Here is a 17,560-nt window from a genome sequence, read left to right as displayed (position 1 = left end):
GAGTTTTTTGTCGCCACTCAGCTTTTATTGCTTCAAGAAACCCTTCTGTTCCAAAAATGGCTTCAACTGCAAGCGCGCTGGCTCGGTCAGTCTCGCAGCCATTTGCTCAGACCATGGCGTAGAGCGTTGACCGCCTGTACGTTCCTTCAAATATTCCGCTGATGTGTGATCGTATACCTCTACAGCTTTCATCGTCTGATTTTTGTCGTAACCGTTCATATGCAAAACACCGGACAGTGGAAGACGTGGACGCAAGCCCGTTTCCTGATCCGGTACACCAATACACATACCGAACACTGGATACACCAGCTCTGGCAACCCTAACAACTCAGATACCTCTGCTATTTTAGTACGAATGCCGCCGATGTAGACGATGCCCAGGCCCAGTGATTCAGCGGCTACCGCTGCATTTTGTGCGGCTAACGCGGCATCAATGGTCGCAACCGTATAATTTTCAACGGAACCTTCATAGGAAGGCTGACCTGGCTGATGGTGTAGTGTGACCTGCTTCAGACGGTACAGATCTGCGCACCATACCAGAAACGCGGGGCATTGCTCAACGTAAGCCTGTCCTCCTGCCAACTCGGCCAGTTTTGTTTTTAAAGAAGGCTCGGTAACGGCAATAACGGTATATGCCTGCACATTACTGGACGAGGAAGCCATTTGGCCAGCTGCCACAATAGCTGCGAGCTGCTCGTCGGTAATGGGGTCTGACTTGAATTTTCGCACAGACCGGTGGTTCATCAACAAGGAAATCGTATCATTCATGACTGCTTCACTCCTAATCCATAATATAAGCTCTTTATCTACTTCAAGCCTGTGAGTATACGAAGAAGTTCTTGCATGCTTGCATGGCACTCCTACAAATATTATGGAACTTTCGCGAATGATAAGCAACCTAACGTGATGAAAGTTGAATGGTTTAAAAAAACAAACGCAACAAAAAGCAAGCACGCAGAAAACCAATTGTGCGTACTTGCTCTATACTCTGATAATAACTTTATCTCGCAACAGATGTCCGACAGTACGCTATCCTGCTAATACATCCATACATTTACAGCTTCACCCGTTGGAGACGCAGTGCATTCAGCACGACCGAAACAGAGCTAAATGCCATGGCTGCTCCCGCCAACCATGGGGCAAGGAAGCCCAAAGCGGCAATCGGAATACCGATCACGTTATAACCGAGCGCCCAAAACAGATTTTGCCGTATGTTTGTCATGGTCCGGCGGCTCATTTCGATCGCATCAGGAATGCTGTTCAGGTTGCCACGCATGAGGGTAATATCCGCCGCCTCCATTGCCACATCCGTTCCCGTGCCCATCGCCATCCCAATATTAGCAGTAGCCAGCGCAGGCGCATCGTTAATACCATCCCCAACCATAGCTACGATCATGCCCTGCTCCTGAAGCCGTTTCACTTCTTCAGCCTTTCCTTCAGGCAGCACCTCCGCCAGCACTCGTTCAATTCCAGCCTCGGCGGCAACAGCCCGCGCAGTCCGTTCATTGTCACCCGTAATCATGATCACTTCAATGTTCATCGCGCGCAGACGGGTAACTGCCTCCCGTGACGTTTCTTTAATCGTATCCGCCACGGCCACCAATCCAGCATAGGCACCATCCACAGCAACAAGCATCGCGGTTTTCCCTGCGCTTTCCAGCTCATTCATATGCTGCTCAGCTGAGTCATCTATCGCGATGCCTTCCCTGCTCATCAATCGGCGTGTACCCGCCAATACCTGCTTACCTTCCACATGCGCCTTCACACCATAACCCGGAATATTTTCAAAATCTGTCGGTCCTACTAGCTCAATGCCTCGATCTGCAATCCCCTTTACAATGGCTTCCGCCAGCGGATGCTCCGAGCTTTTTTCTGCCGCACCGAGCAAACGCAGCAAATCCTTTTCAGCCAAGCCGCTTGCTCCAACCATAACATCCGTCAGCTCTGGCTTGCCATTCGTAACTGTACCTGTCTTATCCAACACCACTGCGTTGACTGAACGGGTCATCTCCAAATGCTCGCCGCCCTTGAACAGAATACCGTATTCAGCGGCACGTCCCGATCCTGCCATAATAGACGTTGGGGTTGCCAATCCGAGCGCACAAGGGCAAGCAATGACGAGAACTGCAATCATTTTCTCCAGTGAGCCTGCAAAATCAGTCGGCGTCACAAGGAAAAACCAGACGATAAAGGCCAACACAGCGATAACAACAACAATGGGGACAAAAATACCGGAAATCTGATCCGCAATCCGCTGAATCGGAGCCTTGGAGTTTTGCGCATCTTCCACGACCTTAATAATACGGGCCAACGCCGTATCACCACCCACACGCTCAGCCTGGATACGTAGTACCCCGTTTTTATTGAGCGTCGCCCCTGTAACTGCGGAACCTGCTTCTTTTTCAACCGGAAGACTCTCACCACTTAACATGGATTCGTCCACTGCCGAACGTCCGTCCACGACCACACCATCGACAGGAATTTTCTCGCCGGGTCGTACAATAAAGATATCCTTCACACGTACCTGTTCGATCGGTATATCAAGCTCTTGTCCATCACGTACTACACGTGCCGTCGTTGCCTGTAGACTCATCAGGCTCTTGATCGCCTCGGACGAACGCCCTTTGGCTACCGCTTCGAACCATTTACCAACCAAAATAAGCGTAATTAGCACCGCGCTTGTCTCGTAATACAGCTCTGGCATGGTCATGACAGGCATTCCCGCCATTCCCTCCATGACATCAGACGGACGCAGAGTAAGGTACAAGCTGTAAAAATAAGCCGCAGATGTACCCAGTGCAACTAACACATCCATATTCGAACTGCCGTTACGAAGCGCTTTGTACGCGCCCACATAAAACTGCCAACCAATGACGAACTGAATCGGCGTTGTCAGCACTAGTTGGAACCATGGATTCAAGAACAGTTCTGGCACATAAATCCATGATGTAAAGGAAAAATGAGCCACCATTGCCCACAACAACGGAAATGACAGCACTGCAGACACAATCCACTTCCATTTTTTACGATGGATATCCTTACTGCGCACATCCGCAATATTGTCCTCAGCGCTCTGCGGAATCGCTCCGTAGCCTAGCTGTTCAATCTTGCTCACCAGATCACCAACCGCAATACTTCCCGCTGCATATTCCACATGAGCTGTTTCCATCGCCAAATTTACCGTGGCACCTGTTACACCAGGCATCCGATTCAATCCCTTTTCAATCCGGGTTGCACAGGCCGCGCAAGTCATGCCCGTCACATTCAGATTGGCTTCTTCACTTACAGTTCCAAACCCAAGAGAAGCAATTTTATCGCGAAACTCAGGGATCTCCACCTGCTTGGGATCATAGGATATCGACGCCTGCTCCAAAGCCAAATTCACATTAGCCTGTGCCACACCGTCTATTCGATTTAAACCTTTCTCAATACGGCTTGCGCAAGCGGCACAAGACATCCCCGTAATATGAAGCGTTGTCTGCTTGTCACCGTCGGTCGCACGGTTTTCCATGGTAATCCTCCTCCTATACCCCAGTGGGGTATATCATATCCAAAAAGAAAAAGCTTCTAATATGGAAGCTTCTCCTTCGAAACAAGTCTGTTCACACATAAAGCATCTTCAGCTTAAACAACATCATAGCCCTGGTCTTCAATGGCTGTTTTCAGAGCCTCAACGTTCAGCTTGGACTCGTCATATTCTACATTCACTTGCTTCGTTTCGAGGCTGACCTTGCCGGTAGCGCCAACTTTCTCCAAAGCCCCTTCTACTGCCTTCACGCAATGATTGCAGCTCATGCCTTCTACGTTCAATGTAACTTGTGCCATTTTCTTTTCCTCCCCAGGGGTACTTCCGTACCCATAATGTGTATGAATACTACTCTTAACGGATCAGCTTCTTGACCGTAACCAGCAGCTCGTCAATCACTTCCTGCTCTCCTGCCTGCATGCGCTCAATGACACAGCTTTTCATATGCCCTTCCAGCAGCAGCTTACCAACACCATTCAGCGCGGACTGGACAGCCGCAATCTGGTTCAGTACATCGTCACAGTAGGTATCCTTCTCAATCAAGCCCTTAATTCCGCGAACCTGACCTTCAATACGGTTCAACCGGGATACGAGGCTGTTCTTGAACTCTGCCGAATGATGACTTTTTCTAACTGTCTTTTCCCCGTCTGTTCCACAGTGATTCTCATGGACTTCAGTGTGGGAAACAGGTTGCTCCTCAGCCATACATCAGCCTCCTGTGTGGTGTATACATGCATTTATGCATTTGTTATATCCCTATCATAATATACCCCCGTGGGGTATGTCAACATTCTAGAAAAATGTCACTTTTTCGCCCTATTTTAAGCCTTCGCGCGTGCTTCCTTAGCAAGTACGACAAAGCTTAATAGCGCTCCAACCTCGGCTATAGCTATAACGACCGCCATCGGTACGGGGGTTGTTCCACTCCCCAAGCCTACTAGCGGTGAAGCGATGGAGCCAAGTAATAGAGGCAACAAACCAAGCATGGCGGACGCACTGCCTGCGGAGCGCTGCTGACTCTGCATTGCCAATGAAGTCGTCGTTGTACTCACAATCCCTACGCAGGAAACGACAAAAAACAGAGGAACTAAAACAGCAAACAATTGGCCTCCGGTAAAGGCTACAGTAAGCAAGCTAATTCCGGCTACAGCCGCAATTACCAGACCCGACAAGAGTAACTGTCGTTCGCTGAAGCGACCCACGAGTCTACCCGTCAACTGCGAAAACAGTACAATCCCCAAACCATTCACTGCAAAAATGATGCTATACGTCTGAGGAGAAACCCCGAAAATATCCTGAAGCACGAATGGTGAGCCAGCGATATACGCGAACATCGCTCCTGTAATCAGCGCCTGTGAGAAGGCATAGCCCATAAAGCGTCGATCGGCAAACAAGTGACCGAGTGTTCCTAGCGTCTGCTTCAAGCCACCGGATGAGCGGCGGTTAGTTGGCAACGTTTCTGGCAAACCCAATACGACGGCAATCAGCATAGCCACGCCGACTACACAAAGCACCATGAATACACCACGCCAGGAAACAAAGTTCAAAATGACACCGCCCAGTACTGGTGCAGCGATGGGGGCCACGCCGTTCACCAGCATGAGTAGTGAGAAAAAACGTGTCAACTCTTTGCCCGAGTATAGATCACGGGCTACAGCTCTGGAAATCACGATCCCCGCCGACCCCGTAAGCCCTTGAATAAAGCGAAGCACAATGAGCATACCGATATTCGGCGCAAACACACATAACAGCGAAGCAGCAGCGTACAGAATGAGCGAGATCACCAGCGGTCCTCTGCGACCCCTTACGTCGCTAAGCGGACCAGCAACGATCTGGCCAACGGCCAGTCCCAACAGACAGGCGGTTAAACTAAGCTGCGCCAGCGAAGTGGTCGTATGCAAATTGTTCGCTAATGTAGGCAGCGACGGCAAATACATATCTATGGACAACGGCCCGAAAGCACTCAATGCACCCAGGACAAAGGCGATCCATAATATTCGCGATTTGGTCATATCTGCGGCAACCATAACAGTATTGGATAACCGGTTCATAATAATAATCATCCTTTTCAAAAAAATATAAATAATTACTTCAATGTATCATGATATCACTCATTTCGTCTGGCTTCGAATAATTACACGCTAATCCGCAATTTTTTTTCAAAACTGCTATATATCAGGCAGGAATTTACCAATTTCAGGTCGAATTATACGGTAACCAAAACAAAAAATTTGTGGAATCTGGAGAATGATAATGGTCTATGATGGAGTGCTACTAGGTCTCATTGTAGGTCTGTTCAGAGGAGGCTGGCGGCAAGGTCTGATCCGTTTCAGTCAAATTCGCCTTATAGCCGGCTGGATGTTCCCCGTGCTGCTGCTGGTACAATTCATTATTTTTTATTTCCAGGAAAAGTGGGCTTGGCTGGCAGCCATTAACGGGTATCTATTTATGGGAGTCTACGTGGTTGGATTGATATTTCTCTGGTTGAACAGACATCATAAGGGATTCAAGCTTATTATAATCGGCGTATTGATGAATTTTATCGTTATGGCGGTGAATGGCGGCAGGATGCCGGTCTCGTTGAGCGCTTCGGAGGTGCTGGGTCCCTATTATACAGATATGCTTAAATCCGGAAGTGTCATCTCGAAACATTACATGATGGATGCGAGCACGCGTCTATCATTGCTTGGTGACATTATTCCTCTCTCCAAGCCCTATCCCCGCACGCAGGTAATTAGTATTGGAGATGTTGTCATGAATTTCGGGATGTTCCTGTTTATCCAAAGCATTATGGTCGTGAAGAGAACTAAGGATAAGCAGCAAGAAACCAATCCCCGCCACGCCTAGTGCACACCTTATTCCAAGGAAGGGAGGGAACCCTATGAAAAACTTGAAATACTCCCGTGTGATTATCAATGCTATTATCGTAGCTTCTGTCATAATTGCTTTGACTTCCGGTTACAAAATCGGGGGCTAGTCACCGATAAGAAAAAAAGGAAGCACAGGCTCAACAAAACAGGCTGGATTCCGGCCTGTTTTTTCATGTGAAATTTTCGATTACAAAATTGTAAATTATCCCATTCACCCCTGGTAGCTTTGACATCAAGATACGACAAGGCAGGAGAAGAAATGATGAGTATAATAAAAAAGCTGCAAGAACGGGTTACCGCGACGGGAATATATGTGTTTTTCATATGTTTGGCAGGCGTGATCGTCCTCCTGTATACGAACCAATGGTCCTTTTTGCACTATACGACAACAGAGTGGGTCACGATCTATTCCCTATTGGGAGCAGTTCTGATTCTGGAGCATTTTACATTCCAGCTACCACCGGCCAGTAACAAGCAGTCCATGGATTCCTCCGTGTATCTGGCTTGTATTTTTGTGCATGGCACCGAAATTGCTATTCTGATTTTGTTGTTAAATGTAATCATTGCCATGTTCCGGCACACAGAGCTGTCCTGGTGGAAGCATACCGTCAATTTTTCCATTTACGCCCTTTCCATTTTCCTGTCTTCAACAGTATTTGAACTAAGCGGCGGAACGCAGGGAGCTTTAAACCAAGATCATTTCGCTTCCTACCTGCTGGCGTTGATTTGCTACTTTGCGGTGAACACCATCACACTGGGCATCTACTTTTATATCGCATACAAAGGGTCCTTCAATGAGCTTAAACAGGCTTTTTTGGCTGAATCCCTGCTCGTATACTTATGTACACTCATTCTGTCTTTGGTATTGACTACACTGATTTATAACAACGGCATTTTAGGACTTTTGCTGTTCCTTGGGCTAAGCATGCTCCTGTCTCACGCATTCAAGCAAATGTTCACGCTGTATCGGGAAATCGAAGAAAAAGCGAACATGGATCGCAGAACAGGGCTATACAATCACAGCTACTTTGAAAATACACTTGAAGCTGAATTGAATATATCCCGATCCGAGAATACTCCTCTCAGTCTGGCGCTGATTGATATTGATGATTTCAAAAAATACAATGATCATTTCGGTCATCTTAAAGGCGATCAGCTACTGGGATTTCTCGGTGAGTTTCTTAAGAAGGAAACCTCCGGCACCCACATCACCGTATCCCGCTACGGTGGAGAAGAATTTACTCTGCTTATGCCCGAGCATACCGCTGAACAAGCATATGAAACAGTCAATGCTATTCGAAAAAGATTAAATGATTCTCGTTATGAGGGTGTTGAAATTTTTCCACACGGCTGTCTGTCCTTCTCCGCAGGTATTGCACAAAGCCGCATTGACATCTACGACAAATCACAGCTGGTCGATCTGGCGGATAAAGCCCTGTACTACGCCAAGAAACAGGGCAAAAACATCGTTCATACGCACGGAAGTTTAAATGAAGTGGAGCGCGAGGTCGATCTGGGGCAGGATATTCGCGATCTTGAGCAGCAGCTTAATTTGTTCTTGTACAAGGATATTAACACTTTCAAGCATTCCAAGCGGGTTTTCAGATATGCAGCAGACATGAGCGATGTACTTCAGCTCGGACCGGAGGATAAGCGGCGTTTCATACTAGGTGCCCTCATTCATGACATTGGTAAACTGGAGATTCCCTGGAATATCCTCAATAAAAAAGAGAAACTGTCCTGTGAGGAATGGCAGATGGTGCAAGCGCATGTCATGTGGGGCAAACGTATTGTCGAAGCCAACGAACGATTCATAGATTTGGTTCCTTTTGTGGAGCTGCATCATGAACGTTATGACGGAGGAGGCTATCCGTTTGGCTTTAAGGGCGAGCAAATTCCACGTTTATGTCGGATGCTGACGATCATCGACTCTTTTGACGCGATGACAACCGAGCGCCCCTATCAACCCACCAAAACGTTCGAGGAGGCCATTGAAGAACTACGTGCCTGCTCGGGTAGCCAATTCGATCCCAAACTAACGGCTATTTTTATCCATTATATTCAACATAAGCAATCTGCTTTCACGGATCTCATGGAAACAGAGCTCTAGTTCCTTCATAGGCTCTTCCTCTTTGCCCCTAGCGTGGTTGAAATCGTCCTGAATTCAACCACGCTAGGGGTTTTCATATGATTGGCATTTTGTATAATGCTTATTATTTCAAATTTCATATAAATGTCATAATTCGCTCCATCTATTCACGCTATATGCACTATGATTAAGATAGGAAGGGGTTTGTCCGTATAAAATGTTACAAATGGGGATATCCTCGCTTCAAGTAATCGAGAGAAGGTGACTTCACAGGCATGTTGTACCTGTCCAGACCAGCCCGTGTGGCTTGTCTTTTATTGCTGTGTCTCCCCCTTCTGATCCTGTTTCCTCACTCTTCGTGGGCTCATGCATTTGTCATTGAATCCAGTCCGACCGAAAATCAGGTTTTGGACAAGTCGCCTTCTCAGGTGACCATCACCTTCAATGAAGATTTGCAATCTGCCTTCATGTCGATCAAAGTGACCGATGAAACAGGCAAGCGGGTCGACACAGGAAAAGCACAGCTTGACCCGAATCACAAATCCACCATGGAAATCCAATTGATTCCAGGGATGAAAAATGGAATTTACTCCGTCAATTGGAGAGCTTTATCCGCAGACGGACATCCGGTTAATGGAGTCATTCCATTTCAAGTAGGCAGCAGTTCCAATGCGCCTACCCATCAAGCTACCGCACCTGAAGGCTCAGGGACATCACGAATCGACTTAATCGCTGTCCGTTGGTTTCTTTACATAGGACTATCGCTGCTTTTTGGAGCGATTTGTTTCCGGCTGTTCATCTTACCGAGCATAAGCCAAGACAAGAATCGAAGTGAACAGCATAAGCAAAATCAGCGGCCCTTTGAAACATTGCCCCGCTGGACTAAGCTGCTATGGAGCGGCTACGGCATAACGTCTGCCGCCATTCTGATCAGCCTGCCACTTCAGGCTTCATGGGATGCCGGGGTTTCCATCAGGGAGGGCTTCTCATTCCCGATTCTGGGAGAAGCTCTCCAGTTTACTGGAGCCGGACAAATTTGGTTTATCCAGATGATTCTCGTGCTACTCCTAAGCGTAACGCTGATTTACGCGCTGGATCACAGCATTTCGAATCGCCAGCGCCGTCTTTGGGGATACAGCTCGGCTCTCCTAACGCTATGCCTCATGCTGTCCAAGGCCTTTGTCGGCCATCCGGCAGCGGCTACGCATCCAGCTCCAGCCATTGCGGCGGACTTCGTCCATCTCGCGGCAGCAGCCTTTTGGATCGGCTCACTTGCCGTCATGGTCGTGTGCCTGCCGGTTGCCGGAGCAGAGTTGCCCGTATCCGAGCGGGCAACTCTGCGACAAGCCGCCTTGCGCCGCTTCGCCGGCTGGGGCATTGCGATGGTGGCAGCGTTACTCGCCACCGGTATATATGGAGCCGTGCTGTACATTCCGGCTCCCTCCATGCTGCTGAACACGTCCTATGGACTCGTTCTGCTCGGCAAAGCAGCGCTGCTGCTAGTCATGCTGGTCTTCGCGGCCAGCCAGTTCCGCAGCGCACGGCAAGCGGCGGCGAGTAAGCGAGCCGCTGGGGGATTGCGTGCCGAGTTGTCCGTCGGCCTGCTCGTGATGCTGTTGACCGCGGTGCTCACTCACCTGTCACCCGGCCAGGCACCTGCTGTACCGTTTGAGGAGACTCGCACTACGGGCGAATATAACGTTACACTGGCAGTCAGCCCCAATGCTGTGGGCAGCAATGAATTTAAGGTATCCGTTCAGGATAGCAAGGGTGCTGCCGTTTCGGGAATCCAGCAGGTCACGTTAACGCTCACTCCAGCAGACCCTGACCAAGATCAACAGGAATTTGTTCTGCCCGTAAAGCAACAACAACCATTCCGCAGTCAGGAATTGATGACCTCCGAAGGAACATGGGCGGTAAAAGTACATGCTCTGACGGCATCACTCGATGCGGTTGATGCTGAATTTACCCTGCATGTAGGCGGTAAAAAATAATTATTTTATACTTAAAAGGAGCGAAATGAATATGAATACAACGATTCAAACAGCAAAATCCAGATTTTCCAGGTTTGCAACCTCTGTGGGTCTAATTGCGGCGGGTGCCTTACTTTTTGCAGGCATGGCCAGTGCACATGTGACAGTTAAGCCTTCTATTTCACAACCTAATGCATGGGAAACGTACACATTGAAAGTACCCGTGGAAAAAAACATTCCAACCACCAAAGTCGCCTTGAAAATTCCGAAAGAGGTCGTTTTCAAACAATACGAGCCTGTACCGAATTGGAAGGTAGCCACCGAAAAAGACAGCTCTGGCAAAGTAACCACCGTGACCTGGACGACTGAAAAAGACGGCATTCAAGCGGGTCAGTATCAGCGTTTCAGCTTTGTAGCGCAAAATGCAGACCAGAATACCGCAGCAGCCTGGGACGCCTTCCAATATTATAGTGACGGAAGTATTGTGGAATGGACAGGCGACGAAGGAAGTAACAACCCTCATTCCATTACCGAAATCACGGCGGAAGCCACGTCCGCAACCCCTGCCGCAGACAGCGGACACGATTCAGCGGGTATGGCAGCAGGCCACGCGAGCACAGATACGACTAAAGATAGCAGCAGTCCCGCACCTGCTTCGAACAATGCTGTAGAAGCTGCCCCTGCTGCTTCTGCTCCTGCCAGCTCTACTGCACAAACGACAGCACTCGTCCTCTCGATCATTGCAGTCGTTCTTGGTGCCGCAGCTGTCGGCATTGCACTCAAGCGCCGCAAGTAATCTGGGTTACGAATGAAGTTAAGATCGTTTTAAAAAGAAAAAGCTGACACCTAGTTAAAGGGGTCAGCTTTTTTTGTATGAAAGAAAACGATTAATATTCAGCTTTAATACATACTCAGATTCATCTCATCCTATTATTTCACATTCACCTTTCTATCATTTTTTTGGTAAAATGGTAGATACCTCACGATTCTAACATGATAGCATTGCAATCTATTGAGCATAGGAGATCATAGGATGAAAATCGTAAATAAGGCTCTGTTATCTAGCGCTATTTTCCTGAGTACCGCAGCGGGCATCTATAGCCCCTTGGCACAAGCCGAGACCGGCAAGATCAGCATTATGCTGGACGGATATCCATTACCGTTCCCCGTACAACCTGCCATGATGAACGGCACGACCATGGTTCCCTTTCGCGCTATTTCTGAGGCTCTCGGCATTACAGTGAAATGGGATCAAGCCAGCCAAAGCATCACTGCTACCAAAGCGCAAGGCTCTGCTACCAAACAGGTGGTTCTAAAGATGGGTAGCCGCAATGCCACAGTGGACGGACAAACGGTTCAACTAACAGCCGCTCCGCAAACCGTGCACGGCAGCACCATGATTCCGCTGGGCTTTTTCGGGCAGCAGTTTGGAGCCACGGTGAACTGGAACCAGGGAACACGGACGGTCTCCATTACATCGCCACGTGAAGCTATGTATACAGTAGGCTTCTATGCGCTGTCTTCCTTTGACCAAAAATCCAAAATACCGGATTTTAACGCAGTTGCCTTCGGCTGGAGTCGAATTGATACGAACGGACAATTTACGACAAACGGCAAGGAATACAAATGGCCTCAAGCCGCTGGAACCGTAACGCCGGAGTCCATTGTGCAGGAGGCAGACAGCCAGGGGACTTCCCCTTACCTGATGGTCTATTCCGGAGATGGCAATCACGAACTGACCAAGGTTTTGGAAAATGCGCAGCTTCAAGAACAAACCATTTCCCAAATCGTCAGTACCGCCACCGACAAACAATTTAAAGGCATTACGCTAGATCTGGAAGGATTGGGCTGGAGCGGCGATAAAGCCAAAGCGCGTTCAGACTACAACGCCTTTATTCAAAAGTTATCGGCCAAAGCGCATCAGGCTGGACTCAAGCTCACCGTCGTTCTACATCCGCTGAACAGCTCTTACTCTGGCTATGACTACAAAACGCTGGGCAATCTGGCGGACGATCTGATCATCATGGCCTATGATTACGGACAAAAGGCTACGCCTGAGCCTTTGGATAAAGTGGATGAAGCCATACAACTGGCCTTGAAGGAAACCTCGCGCGACAAGCTCATTTTGGGGATTTCGATGGGTAGTGAAAAAGATAGCACCGTTAACGCCAAGATCGGTTTAGCCAAACGTTATGACCTCAAAGGAATCGCTATCTGGCGCTTGGGCATCATTGGAGAAACGGCTTGGGCGCAGATGAACGAAGCCATCGAGTTTAAATAAGTGCACATTTTATCTAAATAACCCAGACCTTATTCCGCCCGCTAATGATTTCTTATGCGTCTTCTATGAAATCATTTGGCGGGCTTTCTTTATGCCCTTTAACAAAAGTGCTTGCCTGATTTGGAAGTTGTCGTCACAGGCTCGCAACCCTGTTCTCCATAGAAGATCCCCCAGTCTCTCATAAAATCCAGCAACGGCCTTAACGTATCTCCCAACGGGGTAAGCGAGTATTCCACACGCGGTGGGTTCTCATTATAAATTTCACGGTGCACAATGCCATCTCTCTCCAGTTCACGCAACTGCAAGGTTAGCATTCGCTGTGTAATATTAGGCAAGGTCCGTCGAATTTCGTTATAGCGCCGCGGTCCTGTCGTCAAATGATACAAGATGACTCCCTTCCACTTGCCGCCTATAACCCCGACGGTTTTCGCTACCGGACATCCAAAATTAACGCTAACTGCATGTTCCATCTCCTGTGCCATGTATACCCCTTCTTTCTGTAGAATGTGTAAACCAATAGCCCCAGACGTATGACAAGGAACAAATATGTGCGTACTTGTTCCCTGCAAAAGCTTTCTATATGATAACTATATATTCGATATCAGCTCTCATTATAGTAGCAGAAAACCCATAGAGTACCAACTAAACCCATATCAAAAGGAGTACATTTTATGTCTAATACATCAGCTAAAAAACAGGAAATTCTGGACGCCTTTCTGTTCAGGCACGCCACGAAAGAATTCGATCCCAATCGCATCATACCAGAAGAGGATTTTCAGTTCATTCTCGAAACCGGGCGACTTTCTCCAAGCTCCGTTGGTTTTGAACCATGGCAGTTTGTAGTTGTACAAAATCAGGCATTGAGAGAAAAGCTGGCTGCAGTTTCCAGCGGCGGTCAAAAGCAGATTCCTGCGGCTAGCCACGTCGTCCTGATTTTGGCGCGCAAGGATGTTCGTTATGATTCTCCTTACGTGGAGTATATGTATAAAGAGGTTAAAGGTATGTCTGAGGAGGACTTTGCCTCACTGCCAGGCCGCTATAAGATTTTCCAGGGTGAAAATCAACGCTTACTGGAAAACGAACGTACGTTATTTGACTGGGCTTCCAAGCAAACCTACATTGCCTTAGGCAATATGATGACAGCGGCGGCTCAGATCGGTATTGATTCCTGTCCAATTGAGGGCTTTAACTACGATCAGGTGCATGCCATTTTGGAGGAAGAAGGACTGCTAGAAAACGGGCTGCTCGATATTTCAGTCATTGCTGCCTTCGGTTATCGCGCTCATGAACCCAAGCGGGAAAAATCCAGACAACCGCTGGAAAAGGTCACCCGCTGGATTCTGTAATCTAATATCCCGAGTCTCTCCCCCAAGCACTGAACACTGAAGCATCAAAAAAGCGGGCTTGCGGCACTTCATCTGAATGATGAACATACCGCAGCCCGTCTTTTTTAGGTCACTTCAATCTCTATTAAAATACCCTTGGAAGCCAGGTTATCCAGGCACTCCTTCATATACTCATCGTCATGCTCCACATATGCACCCGCGCCTGCCAGTTCCTCACCCAGCTCCGCCTCCCAAGGCTCACACTGCTTACCGCGATACAACGGCTGTTCCCATAGTGGATCAACATTGTACCCTCTGCTTTTCATTTCGTCCATAATGAGCCTATGATAGCGCACCAGCAGCATTGGGTGATAATCGAACACATAATTCACGGTGGCGTGTGGCTTGCCCCACCCATTCCCGCGCAGGGCACAGCACTCACGATGTTGCCCCAACAGTTGCGGACGGGGTAACCTGTCGATTAAATGTTCATGCCAAAGCCTCATGCTTCCACAACCCTATCTGTAGCTTTTTCTGGTCTATTGGATTAGCATACGGATACCTGTCAGCACAATGCCGATCAGGAAGCCTGTAACTGCGCCGTTAATACGTATCCACTGCAAATCCTGTCCCAGTTTGTCCTCCATCAGTGCAATCAGGGATTTGTTATCCATTTTGTCTACATTTTCGCGTACCAAGTTACCAATTCGACTATGGTTGGCTTCCACCAGTCCAGTAATACCTTCCACAATTCGCACATTGATCTTGTCCAGCAGCTCGGTATTCCCTCTTAAATCAGTCAGCATCCGATCCAATAGCGGTAAAATATAGGTCTGCACATAGCTTCCGTCTTCCATGTAGTCCAATAAGCGTATACGCAGTTCTTCCATTTTGCCCAGCACTGACGCATCGCCTTCCCAGGCTTCAACAAGGCTATCCTTCCAGCCGTTCAACCCTTCCTGAACCGTATCTTTCGTCGCCAATCGGGTCACCTGTGTTCTCAGACCATCCAGCACGGCCTGGCGGCGCGGGTGCTCTTCCCTTTGCAGTTCTGCTACCTGATCCAGCAGGAAATGACGAATCATTTCACCCATACGCTCTTCGTTCAGATAGCCGAGGAATGCGTTCAAGGCAAACTGCATCAGCCCGCTCACCTGCAAACCACTAACAGCCTGCATCCCTAAGGTGCCCAGCGTATAACCCGTTTCGGGTCGCAAAAGCCAGGACTCTGCTTGCTCCAGCGTATAATCCAGTGCGCGGCGATCATAGCCCTTCTCGCTGGTCTGACGAGCAAGCGCCTCTAGCAGCGGTCCGGTGTCAAAGTCAGTCACCTGCCGCTTGAGCTCTGCCACGATGACCGGAGCCAATTCCGCGAGCGGGAGCGACTGGACGAGACGCTTGGCAAGAACATCTATGGATGCCGCCGCCTCCGGCGTGCGCATTCCTTTTTCCACACCGCCCAGTACCAAATCGGCCAAACGAATATCTGCAATTTTAGACGCAATGCTGTCTTTGTTTAGCAGGTTATTTTCCACGGTACTCACCAATGCATTCGTGAGCTTGTCCCTATTTTTAGGAAGCAGCGCCGTATGTGGTATCGGAATGCCTAGCGGATGACGGAACAAAGCAGTGACAGCGAACCAGTCTGCCAGTCCCCCTACAAGTCCTGCCTCAAAAGCTCCGGCTAATAAACGAGCCCAGCCATATTGCTGGAAGGGCAATGTGGCTGCAAAGCCTGCCCCTAGAATAACGAGCGACCAAGCCGCTGCGGTTTTCGTACTTTTTGGTTTTCCCATCCTGTAATCCTCCAAACTGACTGTCGAGTAAGTAAAGCACTATACCTGTATTACCCATCATATCATTGCCCGTGTCATTTCCAAAGTTGAAAGCACTTTTGATGAAACGCGCAAGGGCACTTTTTGCGTAATTTTTTATGCATATATCTCTCTTTTTTACATTCATGTTTGTGAACAAAATCACAGTACTGGGCCCAAACTCTTATTTTCAATAATAAGCCTTACGAACCATTTTAACAAAACCAAGTCCCAATTTTTTTAAACCGAAAGGAGAAGTGAACAAGAAAGTTGAATGGGCATAAGATACCTTTTTTCAGTACCATTTTGGTATTTGACCTCAGAAAGGATTTGAATCCATGATAACCCCAGATTCTTTCAACAGCATTCGACTTTTTCATATGGATTATCAGATTAAATATCCATAAAAAGCGAGACTCCCATAAAGCTCACACACATAATTTGATATATAGACATATTTGTTGTGATAAAATAAACTTTTATAAATAGGAAATCATGTTTAATCAGCCATTATATATTGGTAAATCAAACCAAGATATGCTAGATAAAATTGCTTTTTTGTAAAGGAATTGAATATGACAACAGACCAAAAAAACAACGTGGGCCTCTGGAATGGCGATCCGGTCGTAATTGTACGCACTCCCTCCGCTTTTGCCAAGCAATCCCTTTTATATATCCAGGAATTAGGCTACTTTCAAAAAACTTCTGCTTTTACGATGGAAAGGAAAGAACTTGCCTCTTTTTTGCTTGTCTTTACGTTGTCTGGTAAGGGAGAATTACTGTACCGGGACAAGAAATATATCATAAAACCTCAAGATTTGTTCTTTATTAATTGCGAGGAATATGTTCAATACAGCACCTCCGGTCATGAATCCTGGGAGTATATCAGCCTGTACCTGTATGGCAACCTGATCGAAAATTTTTACGAACAATTTGCCAAGCATAATAAACCGGTCATTTCCATGCATAATCCGCATATTATATTGGATAAGCTCCATGCTCTGATTTGCGGGCAGTCTGACAGAAGTCTTTCCGCTGAGCTGCTAACGTCCAGGCTCATTGGTGAAATACTAATGTGCATTTTGCAACATCCCTATGATCATCCGCATGTGAATGCTGAAACCCTCAGCGAAGTACGCCGGGTACAGCAATATTTGGATCAGTCCTACTGTGAGCGAATAACACTGGACTCGCTGGCAGACATGTTTGAATTAAACAAGTTTAATCTGGCTAAAAATTTCAAAAAGCAGATCGGTTTCTCTCCGATTGATTATCTCATTAATGTCCGTATCACAGCCGCTCAAAGCTGGCTTAAAACCAGTGACATGTCCATTGTGGATATCGCAAGGTACGTAGGGATTCCCAATACGAGCCATTTTATTAACCTATTTAAGGAGCATGTAGGAGAAACACCTCATTCCTTCCGCAAAAAATGGGGGAACCGTTCCAAGTTGTAAATGAGAGGTTACATGAAATCAGTTTGATAGATGATAGACGCACAAGCTATTCAAGTTAATGGCAAAACTGTCGAAAGGCAGTGACGCAAAACTATAGGGCCTTCCTATCCGGATGGCAGCCAGCTACCAGATGAACGAGCTTTTTATTATGTCTTTTTTACATAGATCCATCACAAATTGCTATGCCTCTCTCGAAGAAAGCCCTGATCGCTATGATCAGGGCTT

At 47.7% G+C, this 17,560-nt stretch carries 15 protein-coding genes and 1 riboswitch; of the genes, 7 read left to right on the top strand and 8 right to left on the bottom strand.

The features are described from left to right. Positions 1-24: 24 nt before the first annotated feature. The 5 genes from nfsA to NSQ58_RS15960 all read right to left on the bottom strand — a co-directional run bounded on the left by nfsA (position 25) and on the right by NSQ58_RS15960 (position 5,577). Complete coding sequence (gene nfsA, locus NSQ58_RS15980) at positions 25-768, bottom strand: oxygen-insensitive NADPH nitroreductase (protein WP_023986699.1); 744 nt, start codon at positions 766-768, stop codon at positions 25-27. A 286-nt stretch (positions 769-1,054) separates the two neighbouring features. Beyond that, positions 1,055-3,511 (bottom strand): heavy metal translocating P-type ATPase, encoded by a 2,457-nt coding sequence (locus tag NSQ58_RS15975; protein WP_028541218.1) that lies wholly within the window; start codon positions 3,509-3,511, stop codon positions 1,055-1,057. 113 nt (positions 3,512-3,624) lie between these two features. Then, positions 3,625-3,825, bottom strand: coding sequence for a copper ion binding protein (locus NSQ58_RS15970; protein ID WP_013308457.1), 201 nt, complete (start codon positions 3,823-3,825; stop codon positions 3,625-3,627). 55 nt (positions 3,826-3,880) lie between these two features. Continuing rightward, positions 3,881-4,231 (bottom strand): metal-sensitive transcriptional regulator, encoded by a 351-nt coding sequence (locus NSQ58_RS15965; RefSeq protein WP_013308456.1) that lies wholly within the window; start codon positions 4,229-4,231, stop codon positions 3,881-3,883. Positions 4,232-4,347: 116 nt separating this feature from the next. Next, on the bottom strand, positions 4,348-5,577 hold the full coding sequence (locus tag NSQ58_RS15960; protein WP_023986696.1) for a multidrug effflux MFS transporter: 1,230 nt from the start codon (positions 5,575-5,577) through the stop codon (positions 4,348-4,350). 202 nt (positions 5,578-5,779) lie between these two features. Here NSQ58_RS15960 and NSQ58_RS15955 point away from each other — a divergent pair, with 202 nt between their 5' ends. The 5 genes from NSQ58_RS15955 (at position 5,780) to NSQ58_RS15935 (ending at position 12,739) form a co-directional block, all read left to right on the top strand. Further along, complete coding sequence (locus tag NSQ58_RS15955; protein ID WP_025723384.1) at positions 5,780-6,373, top strand: DUF5317 domain-containing protein; 594 nt, start codon at positions 5,780-5,782, stop codon at positions 6,371-6,373. 282 nt (positions 6,374-6,655) lie between these two features. After that, entirely contained in the window at positions 6,656-8,506 is a 1,851-nt protein-coding gene (locus NSQ58_RS15950; protein ID WP_341057841.1) for a bifunctional diguanylate cyclase/phosphohydrolase, read from the top strand. 254 nt (positions 8,507-8,760) lie between these two features. Continuing rightward, positions 8,761-10,479, top strand: coding sequence for a copper resistance CopC/CopD family protein (locus NSQ58_RS15945; protein ID WP_279835087.1), 1,719 nt, complete (start codon positions 8,761-8,763; stop codon positions 10,477-10,479). 31 nt (positions 10,480-10,510) lie between these two features. Then, positions 10,511-11,254, top strand: coding sequence for a YcnI family copper-binding membrane protein (locus tag NSQ58_RS15940; RefSeq protein WP_069080870.1), 744 nt, complete (start codon positions 10,511-10,513; stop codon positions 11,252-11,254). A gap of 237 nt (positions 11,255-11,491) precedes the next feature. Then, complete coding sequence (locus NSQ58_RS15935) at positions 11,492-12,739, top strand: stalk domain-containing protein (protein WP_023986691.1); 1,248 nt, start codon at positions 11,492-11,494, stop codon at positions 12,737-12,739. Between the two features lie 98 nt (positions 12,740-12,837). Here NSQ58_RS15935 and NSQ58_RS15930 read toward each other — a convergent pair whose 3' ends face one another. After that, on the bottom strand, positions 12,838-13,221 hold the full coding sequence (locus NSQ58_RS15930; protein WP_023986690.1) for a winged helix-turn-helix transcriptional regulator: 384 nt from the start codon (positions 13,219-13,221) through the stop codon (positions 12,838-12,840). Between the two features lie 189 nt (positions 13,222-13,410). Between NSQ58_RS15930 and NSQ58_RS15925 the strand changes: the two genes are divergently transcribed. Then, positions 13,411-14,085, top strand: a complete 675-nt coding sequence (locus NSQ58_RS15925; RefSeq protein ID WP_028541224.1) for an NAD(P)H-dependent oxidoreductase — start codon at positions 13,411-13,413, stop codon at positions 14,083-14,085. A gap of 104 nt (positions 14,086-14,189) precedes the next feature. Here the strand turns inward: NSQ58_RS15925 and NSQ58_RS15920 are convergent, their stop codons facing one another. Together NSQ58_RS15920 and NSQ58_RS15915 are read right to left on the bottom strand one after the other, a co-directional pair. Further along, entirely contained in the window at positions 14,190-14,570 is a 381-nt protein-coding gene (locus NSQ58_RS15920) for a TIGR02328 family protein (protein WP_023986688.1), read from the bottom strand. Between the two features lie 33 nt (positions 14,571-14,603). Further along, positions 14,604-15,860, bottom strand: coding sequence for a DUF445 domain-containing protein (locus NSQ58_RS15915; protein WP_068941032.1), 1,257 nt, complete (start codon positions 15,858-15,860; stop codon positions 14,604-14,606). A 593-nt stretch (positions 15,861-16,453) separates the two neighbouring features. Here NSQ58_RS15915 and NSQ58_RS15910 point away from each other — a divergent pair. Beyond that, positions 16,454-17,335, top strand: coding sequence for an AraC family transcriptional regulator (locus NSQ58_RS15910; RefSeq protein ID WP_023986686.1), 882 nt, complete (start codon positions 16,454-16,456; stop codon positions 17,333-17,335). Positions 17,336-17,385: 50 nt separating this feature from the next. Further along, a riboswitch (cyclic di-GMP riboswitch) is annotated at positions 17,386-17,466 on the top strand. Positions 17,467-17,560: the final 94 nt, after the last annotated feature.

This window comes from Paenibacillus sp. FSL M7-0134 (genome assembly GCF_038007865.1).
GTDB lineage: Bacteria > Bacillota > Bacilli > Paenibacillales > Paenibacillaceae > Paenibacillus > Paenibacillus polymyxa_B.
The sequence above is the reverse complement of the archived record's forward strand: the minus strand, read 5'-3'. Positions and strand labels throughout refer to the sequence as shown.